Origin of the sequence: Variovorax sp., assembly GCF_965279555.1 — a bacterium.
In the GTDB taxonomy this organism is placed as follows: domain Bacteria; phylum Pseudomonadota; class Gammaproteobacteria; order Burkholderiales; family Burkholderiaceae_C; genus Variovorax.
Window position 1 is genome coordinate 4,416,695 of record NZ_OZ257247.1, and the last position, 18,846, is coordinate 4,435,540.

An 18,846-nucleotide genomic window follows, 5' to 3' on the forward strand; every position below is an offset into this window, starting at 1 on the left:
CTTCCTCAGGCGTCGTGCGCGAAGGCGATGGTGGGAAGGTCCACGGCGCAGGCGCCGCCATCGACCATCAGCGAGCTGCCGGTGACCATCGCGGCCAGCGGCGAGGCGAGGAACATCACGGCATTCGCCACGTCCTCGGGGCTGGCGGCGCGGCCCATGGGCACGTCGCGCGTGACCAGGCCGTAGGCCGCATCGGCATCGGCCAGGCGGTACTTGTCGACGAGCACCTGCATCTGTTCGTCGGCCATCTCGGTGCGCACCCAGCCGGGGCACACGGCATTCACGCGCACGCCCTGGCGGCCGTAGTCGCGCGCCAGCGAACGCACCAGGCCGATGAGCGCATGCTTCATCGTCACGTAGCCGACCACGCCCGGTCCTGCGAAGTGGCCTGCGAGGGAAGACAGCACGACGATGTTGCCGCGCCGCTCGATCAGCTCCGGCAGCAGTTCGCGTGAGCAGACGAAGGCGGTGTCGAGGTTCAGGCGCGTCGAGAGCGCCCACGAGGCGTCGTCGGTGGAGAGCGCATCGCCCACGCCGTGGCCGCCCGCGTTGGCGACGAGCACGTCGACACGGCCGAACTTCTCGCGTGCCTGGGCCAGTGCCCGGCGCACGTCTTCGGTGCTGGCGGCGTCGCCGGCCACCGCGAGGCCATCGAGCTTCGAGGCGACGGCTTCGAGTTGCGCGAGGCGCCGCCCCATCAGCACGACACGGCCGCCCGCCGCGGCGAACTGCGCGGCGACCGCCGCACCGATGCCGGTGCCGCCGCCCGTGATGAACGCGACCTTGCCGGCCATGGAATCTTTCGTGAAGCTCATTCGTTCTGTCTCCTTGTCGGGATCGACTCTAGGTTTCGGCGTGCATCGGCGATTGACCGAAGGCGCAGAGTTAATTGCCCGACAGCGCGAAGTCGGCGCAGCGCTCGGCCAGCATCACGGTGGGCGCGTTGGTGTTGCCGCTGACCAGCGATGGCATGACCGAGGCGTCGCACACGCGCAGCCTGGCCACGCCGTGCACGCGCATGCGCGCATCGACCACGGCCAATTCATCGCGGCCCATGCGGCAGGTGCCGCTCGGGTGGTAGACGGTCTTGGCGCGCTGGCGCACGTAGGCCTCGATGGCGTCGTCGGCCAGGTCTTCGGCGGCGGATGGCGCGAGCTCTTCGGACACCAGCTCGCGCAGCGCCGGCGCGCGCAGGATGCTGCGCGCGAGCTTCACGCCGCGCACCAGCGTGGCGACGTCTTCCGGCGCCTGCAGGTAGCCGCCGTCGAACAGGATCGGCGCCATCGGGTCGGCGCTGCGCAGCCGCACGCTGCCGCGCGACCTGGGCCGCAGAAAGCAGGGGTTGATCGAAATGCCGTGGCCGGCCAGCGGCTCGCGGTCGACGTCGCCCACCAGCACCGGCAACACATGGAACTGCAGGTCAGGCCGGCCTTCGCCGGTGGTGTCGACGAAGCCGCCGCTCTCGACCACGTTGGAAGTCAGCAGGCCGGTGTTGAAGAGCGTCCATTGCAGGCCATGCTTCAGCGCGGCCAGGCCGCGGTCGTTGCCCAGCAGGCTGATCGGCTCGCGCGTGCGGCCGTAGACCGACACCTCCAGGTGGTCCTGGAAGTTCTCGCCCACGCCGGGAAGGTCACGCGCCACGGGAATGCCGAGCGCCTGCAGCTGCGCGCCGGGGCCGATGCCAGACAACATCAGCAGCTTGGGCGAAGCCAGCGCACCGGCCGAGAGGATCACTTCCTGGCTTGCCGTGGCCACGATGTCTTCGCCGGTGCCGCCGGGGCCGCCGGGGCCGCCGGGGCCGGTGCGGTAGACCACGCCGGTGGCGGCGCCGTCCTGCGTCAGCACGCGCATCACATGGGCGCCGGTGACCACCGTGAGCTTCGGGTTGCCGCGCACGGCAGCCAGGTAGGTGGCCGCGGTGCTCGCGCGCCGGCCCTCGAAGGTGGTCGTCTGGTAGAAGCCCACGCCGGCCTGCTCGGCGCCGTTGAAGTCGTCGTTGTAGGCCAGGCCGCTTTGCTGCGCGGCGCGCAGGAAGGCCAGGCTCAGCGGGTGCCGGAAGCGCGTGTCGCTCACTTTCAGCGGCCCGTGGGTGCCGTGCAGGCTGCAGGCGAAGCGCGCGTTCGACTCGGCCTTGCGGAACCACGGCAGCACGTCGCTCCAGCCCCAGCCTTCGCAGCCCTGTGCCTGCCAGCCGTCGTAGTCGGCCGGCGTGCCCCGGATGTAGACCATGGCGTTGACCGAGCTGCCGCCGCCCAGCGTGCGGCCCTGCGGCACGAACATCCTGCGGCCGCCGGCCGCGGGTTGCGGCTCGCTCTCGTAGGCCCAGGTGCGCTCGGTGCCGATCACGCGCACGAAGGTGGCGGGCATGTGGATGAAGCGGTCGTTGTCGGGCGGGCCGGCCTCCAGCAGCAGCACGCTGCGCCCCGCCAGCACCAGCCGGTGCGCCAGCACGCAGCCTGCAGAGCCGGCTCCCACCACCACGAAATCGAAAACCTGTTGCGCCATGTTCGTCCGGAGTTGTTGTTCCGCCCGGATGCTCGGCGCTGCGGCGCGCCGTGGATCACCGGGGCGGGTTGGTGCAACTCAAAATGCGCTGTCGGTCAATGCCGGGGTGCCTGCGACAATGGGGGAATGCCTTTCGCCCCACTGCAAAACGACACATTCCTGCGGGCCTGCTGGCGCCAGGCCACCGATCACACACCCGTCTGGCTCATGCGCCAGGCCGGCCGCTACCTGCCGGAATACGTGGCCACCCGCGCAAAGGCGGGCAGCTTCATGGGGCTGGCCACCAACACCGACTACGCCACCGAGGTCACGCTGCAGCCGCTTGCGCGCTATGAACTCGACGCGGCCATTCTTTTCTCCGACATCCTGACGGTGCCCGACGCCATGGGCCTGGGCCTGTCCTTCGAGGCCGGCGAAGGCCCGCGCTTCGCGCGCCCGGTGCGCGACGAAGCGGCGGTGGCCGCGCTCGAAGTGCCCGACATGGAAAAGCTGCGCTACGTGTTCGACGCCGTGGGCTCGATCCGCAAGGCGCTCGATGGCCGAGTGCCGCTGATCGGCTTCTCGGGCAGCCCGTGGACGCTGGCCTGCTACATGGTGGAAGGCGCGGGCTCCAGCGACTACCGCCTCGTGAAGAGCATGCTGTACAGCCGCCCCGACCTGATGCACCGCATCCTCGCGGTCAATGCCGATTCGGTGGCCGCCTACCTCAACGCCCAGATCGACGCCGGCGCGCAGGCCGTGATGGTGTTCGACAGCTGGGGCGGCGTGCTGGCCGACGGCGCGTTCCAGGAATTCAGCCTTGCCTACACGGCCCGCGTGCTGGCCGGCCTGAAGCGCAACGGCGCCGATGGACAGCCGGTGCCGCGCATCGTGTTCACCAAGGGCGGCGGGCTGTGGCTGGACGCCATGCGCGAACTCGACTGCCAGGTGCTGGGCGTGGACTGGACCGTGAACCTGGCAACAGCCCGAAAGCAGGTCGCCGAGGGCACGGACGGCAAGGCCAAGGCGCTGCAGGGCAACATCGACCCGAACGTGCTGTTCGCTCCGCCCGCGCAAATCGAAGCCGAAGTGGCGAAGGTGCTGGATGCCTTCGGCAAGCCCCACGCCGACCGCACCGTCCAGGGCCCGACGCACATCTTCAACCTGGGCCACGGCATCAGCCAGTTCACGCCGCCGGAGCATGTGGCGGCGCTGGTGAAGGCAGTGCATGCCCACTCGCGCGCCATGCGCGGTTAACAAGGCAGTTATCAACCGGGCGCGTGCCGGTGCAGACGCCCGGCACCCGAAAAGTCGGTCCGCAGCCGTTTGTCAAGCGCAAAAATGGCATATGGGCCTGACTTATGCACAAAACCCGTGCTGCACTGCGCAAGATTGGCAGGGGGCGCACCTTGTTTGCTCCCAAAGCGATAGCGACGCTAAGTCGTTGATTTATATAGGATTTGATTTTTGCTTTTTTTCCGGGCAATCCAGCGAGAGCCTTGATTTGCAAGGCTCGCCGACGTAACGAGCCCGCTTGTCAACAAAGTTATCCACAGAAACTCTGGATGGCCCCCAAAGCCCAGAAAAATCAACGACTTAAGCGGATTTGCTCAAAGCCGCATTAACAAACCTTGCCAAGAAGGAACCCCAATCGCCACCGCCGCCCTCCCCCTCGACGGGACAAGCCAACCGACGAACGGTAGCCCCCCGGCCCTGCCCTGGCGGCTCGACGTCGCGGTGCAGACGCCCGCGCATGCCGCGCTGGGCGACCTGCTGAGCTACGCCAGCGCCGAGCCGATGCCGCCCGGCACGCTGGTGCGCGTGCCGCTGGGCAAGCGCGAGGTGCTGGGCGTGGTCTGGAACGAGCCGGTCTCGCTGGAAGGCGCCGAGCCCGACATGGCGCTCAAGCCCGTGGGCGCGGCGCTCGACGCGCTGGCGCCGCTGGGCGAGGCCTGGCGCGACCTCGTGGCCTTTGCAGCGCGCTACTACCAGCGCTCGATCGGCGAGATCGCGCTGGCCGCGCTGCCGCCGCAGCTGCGCGACCTGACGACGACGCAGCTGGCGCGCCGGCTCAAGCGCAAGGCCACGGCCGGGCCGGTGGCCGAGACGGCCGAATCGGCGAACCTGATCGCGCTGAGCGCCGAGCAGACCGCCGCGCTCGAGCGCATCGAGGCCGCGAGCGGCACCTTCCTGCTGGTCGGCAGCACCGGCAGCGGCAAGACCGAGGTCTACCTGCGCTGCGTGGCCGACCTGCTGGCGCGCGAGCCCGAAGCACAGGCGCTGGTGATGGTGCCCGAGATCAACCTCACGCCGCAGCTCGAAGCCCGCTTCAAGGCCCGCTTCGGCGAAGAGGCGGTGGTGTCGCTGCACAGCGGCATGACCAACCCGCAGCGGCTGGCGAGCTGGCTGGCGGCGCACAGCGGCGCGGCGCGCATCGTGCTGGGCACGCGCATGGCGGTGTTCGCGTCGATTCCGGGGCTCAAGCTGATCGTGGTCGACGAGGAACACGACCCCAGCTACAAGCAGCAGGAAGGCGCGCGCTACTCGGCGCGCGACCTCGCGGTGTGGCGCGGCCAGCGCGAAGGCGCGAAGGTGATCCTCGGCTCGGCCACGCCATCCTTCGAGAGCTGGCACCAGAGCCGCCCCGCCGAGGGCGACGACCCGGGCGGGCGCTATGTGCGGCTGGCCATGCCCTCGCGCATCGGCGCCGGCGAGCTGCCCGCGGTGCGGCTGGTCGACATGAACCTGCAGCCGCCGAAAACGGTGATTTCGGGCGCGCTGCTCGACGCCATCGGCCAGCGCATCGCGCGCGGCGAGCAGAGCATGATCTTCCTGAACCGGCGCGGCTATGCGCCGGTGCTGGCCTGCGGCGACTGCGGCTGGAAGAGCGAATGCCCGCACTGCAGCGCCTACCGGGTGTTCCACAAGATCGACCGCACGCTGCGCTGCCACCACTGCGGCTTCACCGAACGCGTGCCGCGCGCCTGCCCGGCCTGCGGCAACCCCGACATCGCGCCCGTGGGCCGCGGCACCGAGCGGCTCGAAGAGCACCTGGCCGAGCTGTTCTCGGCCGTGAAGCACCCCGATGGCAGCGCGGTGCGCATTGCGCGCATCGACGCCGACAGCACGAAGAAACAGGGCGCGCTCGAGTCGCAGCTCGCGGCCGTGCACGCGGGCGAGGTCGACGTGCTGGTCGGCACGCAGATGATCGCCAAGGGCCACGACTTCCGCCGCATCACGCTGGTGGCCGCGGTAAACCCCGACGGCGCGCTGTTCTCCAGCGACTTCCGCGCCCCCGAGCGGCTGTTCAGCCTGCTGATGCAGTCGGCCGGCCGCGCGGGCCGCGACGCCGCCTACCTCGCCGCGCAGGGCGCGACGGCCGAGATGTGGATCCAGACGCACCATGCGCATCACCCGCTGTTCATGGCGCTGCGCAGGCACGACTACGCGGTGTTCGCCCAGCAGCAGCTCGACGAGCGCCGCGCCGCCGGCATGCCGCCGTTCGCGTTCCAGGCACTGCTGCGGGCCGATGCGCGCGAGCAGTCGGTCGCGCAGGCCTTCCTGAACATCGCCGCCGAGCAGGCCGAGGCGCTGCCGGGCGCGGACCTGGTCACGCGCTATCCGGCGGTGCCGCTCACGATCCAGCGCGTGGCCAACGTGGAACGCGCGCAGATGCTGATCGAGAGCCCCTCGCGCGCGGCGCTGCAGAAGCTGTTGGCGGCCTGGCAGCCGCTGCTGCACGAACTGCGCCGCACGCCCGAGGGAAAAGGCGTGATCCGCTGGCTGGTCGACGTGGATCCGCACAGCATCTGAGCGATTTGTCCTGCAAGGCCGGCCGGCTCGCGCCGCCAAGGTGCCTGTCATGAACACCCATTCCGCCCACTGGATCATGAACATGACGAACACGGCCCGCCGCCTTCCGCTGCTGCCCGTGCTGCTGGCGGCGGCACTGTCGCTGGCTCCCGCAATGGTTCCAGCGCAAACGGCCGCGCCGACCGGCGACGCGAGCGCCTTGCGCGGCAAGCTGCAGGCGCTGGCGCCGCAACTGGCGCGCAACGCCTTCAAGCGCCCGCTGGCCATCGAATCGAACGAGGCTTCCGACCGGCTGAGCGGCGACGTCTATGCGCTGGTCGACCATCCCTTCAACAGCGTGAGCGGCTCGCTGCGCACGCCCGCCGCGTGGTGCCAGGTGCTGATGCTGCACCTCAACACCAAGAGCTGCGCCGTGAAGAACGGGGGCAGCCAGCTCGAGCTGGCCGTCGGACGCAAGTTCGACCAGCCGCTGTCGGACACACAGAAGATCGACTTCGACTACAGCCTCGCCAAGACCGACGCCGGCTACATGAACGTGCGCCTGAGCGCCGCCGAAGGCCCGCTTTCCACGCACGACTACAGCATCGTTCTGGAGGCCGCGCCGGCCGACAACGGCAAGACCGCCATCCACCTGAGCTACGCCTATGCCTACGGCACCGCAGCGCGCTTTGCGATGAAGAGCTACCTGGCCACGCTGGGCAGCGACAAGGTGGGCTTCACGAAGCAGGGCCAGGGCGGCGCCTACATCGGCGGCGTGCGCGGCGTGGTGGAGCGCAACACCATGCGCTACTACCTGGCGATCGACAGCTACCTGGACGCCCCGGCGCCGACGCAGCTCGAACAGCGCCTGGGCGCATGGTTCGACGCGACCGAGCAATACGCTCAGCAGCTGCACGAAATGGACCGCGACGACTACCTGGCAATGAAGCGCCGCGAGTTCGAACGCCTGCGCGCGGCGTCCTGAACCAGAAACCGCGATTTTCAGTGGTAGCCAGTGGGCTCCTTGCCCATGTCGACGTAGCGCAGTTCGTCGTGCCGGCGCCGCGCGATGCTCACGGGCCAGGCGAACACCACCAGGCTCAGCGCGGCGAGGGCGATGGCGGTGGCCGTGCCGAACTTGCCGGCATGCCAGAACCAGCCGACGCTGGCGAGCCAGACGAACCACAACAGGATGCGAACCAGTATTGCCATAGCGCGCCCCATTCACATCTTTGACTTGCAACCACTGTAGCAGCCGTTTTGCAAACTCAAGCATTCAACTGAAGCAGTAGACGCCGCTATGCCTTACGGCCACCCCCTGGCTTACCCGAAAATTTGTGAAAAAGATATTGACGGGAAGCCGTGCCGCTGCTCAAGCTGTTACAGAGTAAACGCGCGAACTCCGCGCGGAATACGCGTTCAAAATTTGCTCGCTCATTGCAAGGGGGTCGACGTGAAACCGCCATCTGTCTCTGGTTGGGTTTTGTCCCTGGCGTCCCTCGCCTGCGCCGTCGGCGCATCCACGGCATCCGCTGCCGAACTGGAATTGCAGGGCAACCGGCTGGTGGTGTCGGGCACGCTCGACGGCAGCGCAATCAAGGAATTCAACGAACGCCTGGGCAGCGGCACGGTCCGCACGGTGGTCTTCGAAGACTCGTTCGGCGGCACCGCCGAGGCGGCCGGCGCCTTTGCCGACGCCATCCGCGCCAGCGGCGTGCAGACCGAGGTGCGGGGCCAGTGCATGGCAGCCTGCGCCTACGCCTTCCTGGCGGGCAAGACACACCGTTTCGGCTACGGCCTGCAGGTCAACGGCATCATGCTGCCGGTGGCGGTGCGGCCCACGGCGGCCGAACTCGCGGTGCGCTGGCGCGGCGACGAGGCCCACAAGACCCTGGCCGACTTCACGCCCGCCCCCACCCCCGTCACGGCCGCCGTCGTGACCACGACAGCAGCGACGACTACTGCCGAGGCACCGGCCGCGCCGGTGGAGGCCAACGTACCGCCTCCCAAGGACAACTGGCAGCCCGAGCACGGCGTGCTCTTCACGGCCAGCCCGTCGCTGTTCGGCCGCATCTACAACACCTATTACTGCGACGGCACGCAGGGCCGCGACTTCTCGAAGTGCGAGCGCCTGCCCGATGCCGACCCCTACAAGCTCGGCGTGCTGACGCCGTAGCCATCGCCACCCCGACGGCTCAGTGCAGCAGGCCGACCGCCAGCGGAAAGCTGAAGAACGCCACCACCGTCGTCCACAGGATGATGCGGGCGATGCGGCCGTTGTCGGCGCCGAAGCGCTCGGCCAGCATCGACACATTGCTTGCGCTCGGCAATGACGCCACCAGCACCATCACCACCAGCGCGGCGGGCGCGAGCGGCAGCCCCTGCGCGATGGCGCCCAGCCCCAGCCCCCAGATCAGCAGCGGGTGCACCAGCAGTTTCACGACCACCACGGGCAGCACATCGCCCCACGGCGCCTTCGGCGCGGGGTGCACGCCGGTGCCCAGCGCCTCGGCCACCGCCGCGCTGGCGTCGTGCTCGCGCGCCAGCAGCGCCGAGCGGGCCAGCACCGCGCCGATGGTGAACAGCGCCACCGGAGACGCGGCATCGGCCAGCATCGCCACTGTGCGCTCCAGCGGCCCCGGCAGTTGCCAGCGCGCTGCCGACAGCAGCACGCCCAGCAGGATCGACCAGGGCATCGGGTTGACCAGGATGCCGCGCAGCGCCTTGCGCGCGGCCTGCGCCGCGCCGCCGCCGGCCGCGCCCGCCCCCAACCCGTCGAGCCGCGACAGCCCGATGCACAGCGACGAGGTGACGACCATGTCGAACGCGATCGCGATGATCATCGGCCCCGCCGCCTGCGCCCCCAGGATCGCCACCAGCAGCGGCACGCCCATGAAGCCGGTGTTCGGGAATGCCGCCACCAGCGCGCCGAATGCACCGTCGTTCCAGCCGACGCGGGCGTTGCGCGTGAAGATCACCACGCCCGCCACCACGGCCAGCGCCCCAAGGCCCCAAACCAGCGCCACGCTGCCGTCCAGCAGTTGCCCGATCGGCGTGCCCGCGCCGAAGCGCAGCAGCATGCAGGGCAGCGCGAAATACAGCACGAAGGCGTTCAGGCCGGGAATCGCGTCCAGCGGCAGGATGCGGGCGCGCGCGGCGCCGTAGCCGGCGGCGATTAACGCGAAGAAAGGGAAAGTAACAAGAAATACAGGCAGCACAGGCCCATTGTCGGGGGCGCCGGCCTACAACCCCGGGAAAGGCCGTCCCCGTATCATTGCCCGCTTTGCGCACGCCCTTCCCCAGGGCGTTTTCCGGCTTTTTCTCTCCTCAATGTCTCACGGACTCAATCCCGCGCAACTCGAAGCGGTCAACTACATGTACGGTCCCTGCCTGGTGCTCGCCGGCGCAGGCTCGGGCAAGACGCGGGTGATCACTCACAAGATCGGACGCCTGATCCAGTCGGGGCTGGAGCCCCAGCGGATCGCGGCCATCACCTTCACCAACAAGGCGGCCGCGGAAATGCGCGAGCGCGCCAAGGACCTGATCGGCAAGGACGCGCGCAAGGTCGTGGTCTGCACCTTCCACGCGCTGGGCGTGCGCATGATGCGCGAGGACGGCGCGGTGCTGGGCCTGAAGAAGGCCTTCAGCATCCTGGACTCCGACGACGTCACCAAGATCCTGAAGGACGCCGGCGGCACCACCGACATCGCCACCGCGCGCATCTGGCAGTGGACCATCAGCAAGTGGAAGAACATGGGCCTGAACGCCGCGCAGGCGGAGGCCGCCGCGGTGGACGACAACGAGCGCATCACCGCGCGCATCATGGCCCGCTACGAAGAGCGGCTGCAGCCTACCAGAGCGTCGACTTCGACGACCTGATCGGCATGCCGCTGAAGCTGCTGTATGAATTCCCCGAGGTGCGCGCCAAGTGGCAGGCCGCGCTCGGCCACATCCTGGTGGACGAATACCAGGACACCAACGCCACCCAGTACGAAGTGCTCAAGGCCCTGGCCGGCGAGCGGGGCCACTTCACCGCGGTGGGCGACGACGACCAGTCGATCTACGGCTGGCGCGGCGCCACGCTGGACAACCTGCGCAAGCTGCCGGTCGACTACCCGACGCTCAAGGTCATCAAGCTGGAGCAGAACTACCGCTCCACCAGCGCCATCCTGCGCGCGGCCAACAACGTGATCGGCCCCAACCCCAAGCTGTTTCCCAAGACGCTGTTCTCCGAACTCGGCGAAGGCGAGCCGGTGCGCATCGTCGACGCCGACAGCGAGCAGCACGAGGCCGAGCGCGCCGTGGCGCGCATCGTCAGCCTGCGCGCGGGCGACGCCACCACGCAGGGCAAGCAGTACAAGGAGTACCGCGACTTCGCCATCCTGTACCGCGCAAACCACCAGGCGCGCGTGTTCGAGCAGGCGCTGCGCAAGGCGCAGATTCCGTACAAGGTGTCGGGCGGCCAGAGCTTCTTCGACCGCGCCGAGATCAAGGACCTGTGCGGCTGGTTCCGCCTGTGGGTCAACAACGACGACGACCCGGCGTTCCTGCGCGCCATCACCACGCCCAAGCGCGGCATCGGCCACACCACGCTCGCGAGCCTGGGCACCTTCGCCAGCCAGTACAAGCTGAGCCTTTTCGAGGCGCTGTTCAGCCCGTCGCTGCCAAGCGTGATGCCCAAGCGCACGCTGGAGGGCATCCACGAGTTCGGCCGCTACATCAACGACCTGGAATACCGCGCGCGCCGCACCATGGGCGCGGAAGACTCGCGCACCTTCATGCTCGACTGGCTGAAGGAGATCGACTACGAGAAGCACCTCTACGACGGCGAGGACAGCGAATCGGCCGCGGCCTCGCGCTGGACCAACGTGCTGGAGTTCGTCGACTGGATGTCGCAGCGCGCAGGCGGCACCATCGACGACACCTCGGGCGCCGACAACACCATCGAGACCGAACGCAAGAGCCTGCTCGAGGTGGCGCAGACCATCTCGCTGCTCTCCACCATCAGCGAGCGCCAGCAGGACCAGGACGTGGTCACGCTCTCGACGCTGCACGCCTCCAAGGGCCTCGAGTGGCCGCACGTGATGCTGATCGGCGTGAGCGAGGGCCTCTTGCCCTTCAAGCTCGACGACGACAACGGCCGCCAGCAGAAGGTCAGCGAAGACACGCTGCAGAGGCTGCAGGAAGAGCGCCGCCTGATGTACGTGGGCATCACGCGCGCGCAGCGCAGCCTGGCGGTGAGCTGGACCAAGAAGCGCAAGCAGGGCCGCGAGATGGTGCCCTGCGTGCCCAGCCGCTTCATCGCCGAGATGGGCCTCGACAAGGAAACCATCCGGGAAGACCCGCGCGAAAAGCTCAAGGCGCTGCGCGCCGAGTTCGCGCGCAAGGCACAGGACAGCGCGGCCAAGGCGGCCGCAGCCTCATCATCATGAAGACGACGAAACTCAAGACCGCGATGCCGGCCGTGCTGCTGGCGTGCGCCGTGCTCGCTCTGTCGGGCTGCGCCATCGGGCGCGGCAACCCCGACTGCCCCGCCGACGCGCGCGACCTGCCGCTGCAGTCGCTCTACGGCCGCTGGGAAGCACGCTTCGACGGCCTTCCCGCGGTGGCCGTGGTGCAACTGGGCAAGCACCCCGACTACGACGGCGTGCGCGGCACCATCACGCGCAACGGCGCAGGCCCCGACAGGGCGCGCGTCGCGCAACTGGCCGGCGACGTGGACGACGAGGGCGCGCTTTCCATCGACGAATCGCTGGACGGCCGCGCCATCAGCGGCGTCTGGTCCGGCAAGCTGCAGAAGGGCTCCTGCGGCCGCGAATTCAGAGGAACGTGGCGCGACGCCACGGACGAAAGCACGCACCCATTCGTGCTCAGCAAGACCGCCGCCCCGGAGGAAAGAAAGCCATGACGACGAAACGACCCCACACCCGGCTGCGCGCGCTGGCCGCGCTGGCCGCCTGCCTGGGCGGTGCCGCCGGCGCGCAGGCGCAGGCCGTCGACAAGCCCGCGAGCCCGCTGGCCGATGCGCAGCTCACGTGGCAGCAGTGCACCGCGCTGGGCGCCAACAACGAGGCGCGGCTGGCCTGCTTCGACCGCTGGGCGCAGCAGCAGACGCTGCCTTCGGTGTCGGTGCCCGTGGCGCCGCCGGTGCTCGCGAGCACGCAGCCGCCGGTGGACGGCACGATCCCGGCCACGCGCGTGGTCTCGGTCGCCACCACCGAAGGCTGCCGCGACCGCCAGTACTCGGCGCTGTCGCGCTTCTGGGAGCTGGAGAACGCCACCGACTGCGGCACCTTCGGCTTTCGCGGCTACCGTCCGCTCAACGTGTCGGTCTCGGCCGCCACCAACAAGCCGCAGACGCCCACCTCGCCTTCGCCCAACCACACCGGCCAGCCCGTCGCCTACCAGGCCAACGAGATGCGCATCGGCCTGTCGGTGCGCACCAAGCTCGCGCAGGGGCTGCTCACGCAGGGCGACCCGGTGAAGAAAGACTCGCTGTGGTTCGCCTACACGCAGCAGTCGACCTGGCAGTTGTTCAACGGCGCCATCTCGCGCCCGTTTCGCACCACCGACCACGAACCCGAGCTGATGTATGTCTACCCGACCGACTTCAAGCTGCCCGGCGGCTGGCGCTGGCGCTATTCGGGCCTGGGCATCGTGCACCAGTCGAACGGCCAGAGCCTGCCGCTGTCGCGCAGCTGGAACCGCGTCTACCTGATGGGCGGCGCCGAACTGGACGACCGCTTCACCATCACCGGGCGCATCTGGAAGCGCATTGCCGAGAGCGCCGCCAAGGACGACAACCCCGACATCGCCGACTACATCGGCCGTGCCGAAGTCACCGGCCGCTGGAACCTCAACCGCGACAACCAGTTGGCGGTGACCGTGCGCAACAACCTGCGCGACAGCGGCCGCGGCTCGATCCGCCTCGAGTGGCTCAAGGCCATCGGCGACCCGACCAAGAGCAACCTGCGCTTCCACACGCAGCTGTTCTCGGGCTATGGCGACACGCTGGTGGACTACAACCGCAAGCGCACGGTGCTCAGCATCGGCCTCAGTCTTGTGGATTTCTGACCTCTTTCATACGCAGACAAAACCAATGAGCGCAGACCTCACCCCCGTCGACGCCACGCAGCGCGAGATCATCGCGGCGCTGCATGTCGCGCCCGTCTTCGACGCCGCCCGCGAGCTGGAACAACGCGTCGACTTTCTCGCAAGCTACCTGAAGCAGACCGGCCTGAAGACGCTGGTGCTGGGCATCAGCGGCGGCGTCGATTCGCTGACCGCCGGCTGCCTCGCGCAGCGCGCCGTCGAAAAGCTGCGCGCCGCCGGCTACGACGCCACCTTCATCGCCATGCGCCTGCCCTACGGCGTGCAGAAAGACGAAGCCGAGGCGCAGGCCTCGCTCGCCGTCATCCGGCCTGACCGCACCATCACAGTCGACATCCGCCCCGCCGCCGACGGCATGCTCGCCGCGCTGAAGGCCGGTGACCTGAGCTTCCGCGACGCGGCGCATGAAGACTTCGTGCTCGGCAACATCAAGGCGCGCGAGCGCATGGTGGCGCAGTTCGCGGTGGCCGGCGCGCACGACGGCATCGTCATCGGCACCGACCACGCGGCCGAAGCGCTGATGGGCTTCTTCACCAAGTTCGGCGACGGCGCGGCCGACATCACGCCGCTCACCGGCCTGAACAAGCGCCGGGTGCGCGCGGTGGCGCAGCTGCTGGGCGCGCCCGATTCGCTGGTCTACAAGGTGCCCACGGCCGACCTCGAATCGCTGGTGCCCGGCAAGCCCGACGAGGACGCCTTCGGCGTGACCTACGAGCAGATCGACGATTTCCTCGAAGGCAAGCCGGTGTCGGCCGAGGCGCGCGCGATCATCCTGTCCACGCACCGCAAGAGCGCACACAAGCGCGCCCTGCCCGTCGAGCCGCCGGCCCCCGCCGCGCTCGGCTGAAGCTGGCGACCACTCTGTGGCCGGGCCGCTCGTACAGGGGCCCGGAGGGGCCCGGTGTAGACTGCTAGGTTTTTCGATTTGACGGTAATGGTGCAAGCGTCACGGCGCACAGGTTTCACCGGTTCGCCGCTCGTGCGCTTGCTTTCCGGGCTGACCGACAGCGATGTCGGGCAACCCCGGCAGACCACCGCGGAGCGGCTGAGCCAGTGGTTCGGCTGGACCGACGACATCTCGCTGTCCGCAGCGTTGAACGCCGGTCCGGCGAGTTCTCTCTCCAGAGCAAAAGCCTCCTCCAGCGCCGAGGAAGCCGAGTGCGCCCGCGTGCGCGCGGCGCTGACCAAGGCCATCGCCTCCGACGGCGCGGCTGGGCGCGGAGACCCCGCCGACACCACAGCCGACTTCGCCCCGCTGCGCCAGCGCTACCTGGCCCGGCAACAGGCGATGGAAGCCGGCATCGGCCCGCTGCGCAGCCGCCTGCGGACCACGCTGGCAGGCCGTTCGCAGGCCATGGCCAGGCTGGCGGCGGTGGACGTGGTGATGGAGCAGGTGCTGGCGGCACAGGAACGCAGCCTGCTATCAGGCGTGCCCGCGCTGCTGGAGAAGCGCTTCAAGCGCCTGCGGCAGGCGGCGCGAGAGGCCCAGGCCGATCAGGCAACCGAACAGGCAGCCGATCAGACAACGCCGGACCAACCATCCGGCAGCGGAACCCGCCCCGCGCCCGCGTGGCAGGACGTGTTCCACAAAGACCTCCAGGACGTGCTGCTCGCCGAACTGGACTTTCGATTTCAACCGGTCGAAGGGCTGCTCGAAGCCCTTCGCATGAAGCAACCAGGCTGACATGACCAGATTTCTTCCTCACGCTGTCTTCGTCGCGGGCTTGGCCGTCGTGGGCTGGGTCGGCGTCGGCTACGTCGGCGCGAATCCGCTGGCGCTGGGCGTCACCGCCATCGTCGCCGCGTTCTACCTGATGGGCGCGCTCGAACTGCGCCGTTTCCAGCAGGCCACCGACACCCTGTCGCGCGCCGTGGCCGAACTGTCCGAAGCGCCCGCCAGCCTCGGCGCCTGGCTCTCCCGCCTGCCCGCATCGCTGCAGAACGCGGTGCGCCTGCGCATCGAGGGCGAGCGCGTCGGCCTGCCCGGCCCCGCCCTCACGCCCTACCTGGCCGGCTTCCTCGTGCTGCTGGGCATGCTCGGCACCTTCCTGGGCATGGTGGTCACGCTCAACGGCACCGGCCTTGCGCTCGACAGCGCGACCGACCTGCAAGCCGTTCGCTCGTCGCTCTCCGCGCCGGTGAAGGGCCTGGGTCTGGCCTTCGGCACCTCGGTAGCGGGCGTGGCCGCCTCGGCGATGCTGGGCCTCATGTCGGCGCTGTGCCGGCGTGAGCGGCTGCAGGCCGGGCAACTGCTCGACAGCAAGATCGCGACCACGCTGCGCGTGTTCTCGCAGATCCATCAGCGCGAGGAATCGTTCAAGCTGCTCCAGCAGCAGGCGCTGGCCATGCCCGAGCTGGTCGGCCAGCTGCAGGCCATGATGGCCGCGCTGGCGCAGCAGAGCCAGGCGCAGAACGACCGCCTCATCAGCAGCCAGGACAGCTTCCACGGCAAGGCCGAGGCGGTGTACGCCGGCCTTGCCACTTCCGTCGACCAGTCGCTGCGCCAGAGCCTGACCGAAAGCGCGCGCATCGCCGGCGCGGCGATCCAGCCGGTGGTCGAGGCCACCATGGCCGCCATCGCGCGCGAGACCGCCGCACTGCACGGCACGCTCTCGCAGACCGTGCAGCAGCAGCTCGAAGGCTTGTCGAGCCGATTCGCGGCCACCACGGCCGGCGTGGCCGACACCTGGCAGGCCGCGCTGGCCGAGCACCGGCAGACGAGCGAAGCCCTCTCCGGCCAAGTGCGCGGCTCGCACGACCGCTTCGCCGAAACCTTCGCGCAGCGCTCGGCCGCGCTGGTCGACAACGTTGCCGCGCAGCTCGAGCGCACCGTGGGCAGCGTATCGCACACCTGGAGCGGCGCGCTCGCCGAACACCAGCGCGTGAGCGAGAAGCTCTCGGCCGATTCGCAGCAGGCGCTGACCGCCGCCGCCGCCGCCTTCGAACAGCACTCGGCCTCGCTGCTGCGCACAGTGGGCCAGGCGCATGCCGAGCTGCAGACCGACATCGCGGCGCGCGACGAACAGCGGCTGGCCGTGTGGACGCAATCGCTGGCGGCAATGGCGGCAGGGCTGAAGGACGAATGGCATCAGGCCGGCACCTATGCGGCAGGCCAGCAGCAGCACTTGCTCGACACGATCTCGCAGGTGTCGTCGCGCGACGAGCAGAAGCTGGCTGCGTGGACGCAATCGCTGGCTGCGATGGCCGCAGCGCTCAGGGAAGAATGGCAGCAGGCCGGCGTGCATGCGGCGGGCCAGCAACAGCAACTGCTCGATTCGATTTCGCAGATTTCGTCGCGCGACGAACAACGCCTCTCGGCATGGACGCAGTCGCTGACGGCGATGGCGGCAGCGCTCAAGGAAGAATGGCAGCAGGCCGGCGCGCAGTCCGCGAGCCGGCAGCACGAGTTGCTCGAGCAGGTGGTGCAGACCGCGCGCGAGATGTCGTCGCAGACCGACGCGCACGCCAAGGCCACCATCGCCGAGATCGCCCAGCTGCTGCAGGCCGCCTCCGAGGCACCGCGCGCGGCGGCCGAAGTGGTCGCCGAGCTGCGCCAGAAGCTGTCGGACAGCATGGCGCGCGACAACGCGATGCTGGAAGAACGCAGCCGCATCCTCGAAACGCTTTCGACCCTGCTCGACGCGGTGAACCACGCCTCCACCGAGCAGCGCGCGGCGGTCGACTCGCTGGTGGCGGCATCGGCCGACGTGCTGGAGCGCGTGGGCGGCCGCTTCACCGAACAGGTCGAGGCCGAGACCGGCAAGATGACCGGCATTGCCGCGCAGATCACCGGCGGCGCGGCCGAGGTGGCGAGCATGGGCGAGGCCTTCGGCCTGGCGGTGCAGCTGTTCAGCCAGTCGAACGACAAGATGGGCGCGCAGCTGCAGCGCATCGAAGCCGCGCTCGGCAAGTCGATCGCGCGCAGCGACGAACAGCTGGCCTACTACGTGGCGCAGGCGCGCGAGGTCATCGACCTGAGCATCATGTCGCAGAAGCAGATCGTCGAAGACCTGCAGCAGCTCGCCAGCCGGCAGGCCGCGGTGGGCAGCGAGGCGTGATGCGCGACGACATCGACGAAAGCGGCCTGGAGCCGGGCGTGCCGGTGTGGGCCGTCTTCGGCGACCTGATGTCGGGGCTGCTCGGCGCGTTCGTGCTGATCCTGGTGTGCGCGCTGGGCATGCAGATGGAGCTTGCGTCCAAGCTGGAGACCGAGGTGCAGCAGCGGCGCGCCGAGGCGCAGCGCCGCGAGCAGCTCGAACAGGCGCTGGCAGGCCCGCTCGCGGCCGGCCGCGTGACGCTGAACAACGGCCGCATCGGCATCAGCGGCAATGTGCTGTTCGCCTTCAATTCCGCCGACCTGCAGCCCGAGGGGCGGCAGTTGCTCAAGAGCCTGTCCGCGCCGCTGGCTGCCTACCTGGGCAGCCGCGACGAGATCCTGATGGTCAGCGGCTTCACCGACGACCGGCAGATGCGCGGCGACGCGCGCCGCTTCGCTGACAACTGGGAGCTGTCGGCCCAGCGCGCGCTCACGGTGACGCGCGCGCTGATCGAGGAAGGCATGCCCTCGTCGTCGGTGTTCGCCGCGGCCTTCGGCTCCGAGCAGGCGGTGGCGTCGAACGCCGATGCCGAGGGACGCTCGAAGAACCGTCGCGTGGAGATGGCGCCGACGCCGCGGCCGTCTTCCGCCGGCACCGCCAACGCCAAGCCCCGTGAGTAGCGAAGAGGCTGCCATCGCCGGCAACGTGGCGGCGGTCGAGGCGTGGATCGCGCGCGGCGACCACCGCTTCGACCCGGTGCGCTTCCGCTTCATCGAGGCACTGGCCCGGCGCGCGGACAGGCACGAGGGCGAGGCCCGGCGCCTGCTCGACGAGCGCGTGGCCACGCTGCTCGCTGCGTACGGCAAGGACATGGAGAGCGCCCGGGCGACGGCAGCGGACGGGCCGCAGGATGCGCAGCAGCAACAGCCGCGCGAACGCAGCGCCCTCGCGGAACTGGTCGATCACGCCGCCCAGAACTCTCCCCTCCCCGCCGGCATGCAGGCGGTGCCCGCCGACGCCGCGCCCGGCCAGTCGCCCGCCCTCGAGCTGAAGACGCTGCGCTACTTCCGCAGCACCTGGTCGAAGCTCAGCGCCGACCTGCGGCTCACGCAGTCGCTGGCCAAGGTACCGGAGAACGCGGGGCCGCTCAACTCGCACCACCTGGTGCACCGCGCGCTCACGCTGATGCGCGACCTGTCGCCGGAGTACCTGAACCACTTCATGTCGTACGTCGACACTTTGTCGTGGGTCGAGCAGGCGAACAGCGCCAGCGCCTCGGCCGCCGCGAGCACCACGCGCGCCGAAGCGGGCGGCAGGAAGACGGCGCGCGCCGGCAAGGCCGGCTGACGCGGCAGATGCTTTCGCCGGCAATCTCGGGCACAGTGCCGACCGGGAGAACATGACCGGCGCGGCGGCAAAGTGC

The 18,846-nt window shown here is 69.4% G+C and carries 16 protein-coding genes and 1 pseudogene; 13 read left to right on the forward strand and 4 right to left on the reverse strand.

Annotated elements, in window-relative coordinates:
• Window positions 1-5 precede the first annotated feature (5 nt).
• Both ACQY8B_RS20780 and ACQY8B_RS20785 read right to left on the reverse strand, forming a co-directional pair.
• Window positions 6-815: an SDR family NAD(P)-dependent oxidoreductase gene (locus ACQY8B_RS20780; RefSeq protein WP_422088441.1), complete on the reverse strand. Its 810-nt coding sequence runs from the start codon at window positions 813-815 to the stop codon at window positions 6-8.
• A 70-nt stretch (window positions 816-885) separates the two neighbouring features.
• A complete protein-coding gene (locus ACQY8B_RS20785; RefSeq protein ID WP_422088442.1) occupies window positions 886-2,505 on the reverse strand; it encodes a GMC family oxidoreductase in 1,620 nt (539 codons plus the stop codon).
• 126 nt (window positions 2,506-2,631) lie between these two features.
• On the opposite strand from ACQY8B_RS20785, the gene hemE reads away from it, so the two are divergent.
• From hemE to ACQY8B_RS20800, 3 genes are all read left to right on the forward strand, one after another.
• The gene (hemE, locus tag ACQY8B_RS20790) at window positions 2,632-3,741 is read left to right on the forward strand and encodes a uroporphyrinogen decarboxylase (protein ID WP_422088443.1); all 1,110 of its coding nucleotides are present in this window, start codon (window positions 2,632-2,634) and stop codon (window positions 3,739-3,741) included.
• Between the two features lie 480 nt (window positions 3,742-4,221).
• Entirely contained in the window at window positions 4,222-6,297 is a 2,076-nt protein-coding gene (locus tag ACQY8B_RS20795) for a primosomal protein N' (protein WP_422088444.1), read from the forward strand.
• Between the two features lie 76 nt (window positions 6,298-6,373).
• Complete coding sequence (locus tag ACQY8B_RS20800) at window positions 6,374-7,261, forward strand: hypothetical protein (RefSeq protein ID WP_422089086.1); 888 nt, start codon at window positions 6,374-6,376, stop codon at window positions 7,259-7,261.
• A 17-nt stretch (window positions 7,262-7,278) separates the two neighbouring features.
• Here ACQY8B_RS20800 and ACQY8B_RS20805 read toward each other — a convergent pair whose 3' ends face one another.
• Complete coding sequence (locus tag ACQY8B_RS20805) at window positions 7,279-7,488, reverse strand: hypothetical protein (protein WP_081268301.1); 210 nt, start codon at window positions 7,486-7,488, stop codon at window positions 7,279-7,281.
• A 271-nt stretch (window positions 7,489-7,759) separates the two neighbouring features.
• On the opposite strand from ACQY8B_RS20805, the gene ACQY8B_RS20810 reads away from it, so the two are divergent.
• Window positions 7,760-8,452: a hypothetical protein gene (locus tag ACQY8B_RS20810; protein WP_422088445.1), complete on the forward strand. Its 693-nt coding sequence runs from the start codon at window positions 7,760-7,762 to the stop codon at window positions 8,450-8,452.
• A gap of 19 nt (window positions 8,453-8,471) precedes the next feature.
• Here the strand turns inward: ACQY8B_RS20810 and ACQY8B_RS20815 are convergent, their stop codons facing one another.
• Window positions 8,472-9,494 carry an AEC family transporter gene (locus ACQY8B_RS20815; protein ID WP_422088446.1) on the reverse strand — a complete coding sequence of 341 codons (1,023 nt, stop codon included), beginning with the start codon at window positions 9,492-9,494 and terminating at the stop codon, window positions 8,472-8,474.
• 157 nt (window positions 9,495-9,651) lie between these two features.
• Here ACQY8B_RS20815 and ACQY8B_RS20820 point away from each other — a divergent pair.
• From ACQY8B_RS20820 to ACQY8B_RS20860, 9 genes and pseudogenes are all read left to right on the forward strand, one after another.
• A pseudogene (locus ACQY8B_RS20820) lies at window positions 9,652-10,331 on the forward strand (ATP-dependent helicase); the annotation flags it as partial.
• Window positions 10,332-10,463: 132 nt separating this feature from the next.
• Window positions 10,464-11,708: a 3'-5' exonuclease gene (locus tag ACQY8B_RS20825; RefSeq protein ID WP_428745032.1), complete on the forward strand. Its 1,245-nt coding sequence runs from the start codon at window positions 10,464-10,466 to the stop codon at window positions 11,706-11,708.
• A complete protein-coding gene (locus tag ACQY8B_RS20830; protein WP_422088448.1) occupies window positions 11,705-12,184 on the forward strand; it encodes a hypothetical protein in 480 nt (159 codons plus the stop codon). The genes ACQY8B_RS20825 and ACQY8B_RS20830 overlap by 4 nt, the downstream gene beginning before the upstream one ends.
• Entirely contained in the window at window positions 12,181-13,350 is a 1,170-nt protein-coding gene (locus tag ACQY8B_RS20835) for a phospholipase A (RefSeq protein WP_422088449.1), read from the forward strand. The genes ACQY8B_RS20830 and ACQY8B_RS20835 overlap by 4 nt, the downstream gene beginning before the upstream one ends.
• Window positions 13,351-13,375: 25 nt before the next feature.
• Complete coding sequence (gene nadE, locus ACQY8B_RS20840; protein ID WP_422088450.1) at window positions 13,376-14,233, forward strand: ammonia-dependent NAD(+) synthetase; 858 nt, start codon at window positions 13,376-13,378, stop codon at window positions 14,231-14,233.
• An 87-nt stretch (window positions 14,234-14,320) separates the two neighbouring features.
• On the forward strand, window positions 14,321-15,070 hold the full coding sequence (locus ACQY8B_RS20845) for a DUF3348 domain-containing protein (RefSeq protein ID WP_422088451.1): 750 nt from the start codon (window positions 14,321-14,323) through the stop codon (window positions 15,068-15,070).
• Window position 15,071: 1 nt separating this feature from the next.
• On the forward strand, window positions 15,072-17,444 hold the full coding sequence (locus ACQY8B_RS20850) for a DUF802 domain-containing protein (protein WP_422088452.1): 2,373 nt from the start codon (window positions 15,072-15,074) through the stop codon (window positions 17,442-17,444).
• On the forward strand, window positions 17,444-18,103 hold the full coding sequence (locus tag ACQY8B_RS20855) for an OmpA family protein (RefSeq protein WP_422088453.1): 660 nt from the start codon (window positions 17,444-17,446) through the stop codon (window positions 18,101-18,103). Before ACQY8B_RS20850 ends, ACQY8B_RS20855 begins: the two co-directional genes overlap by 1 nt.
• Window positions 18,096-18,770 (forward strand): DUF2894 domain-containing protein, encoded by a 675-nt coding sequence (locus tag ACQY8B_RS20860; protein ID WP_422088454.1) that lies wholly within the window; start codon window positions 18,096-18,098, stop codon window positions 18,768-18,770. The genes ACQY8B_RS20855 and ACQY8B_RS20860 overlap by 8 nt, the downstream gene beginning before the upstream one ends.
• The last annotated feature ends 76 nt before the right edge of the window (window positions 18,771-18,846 follow it).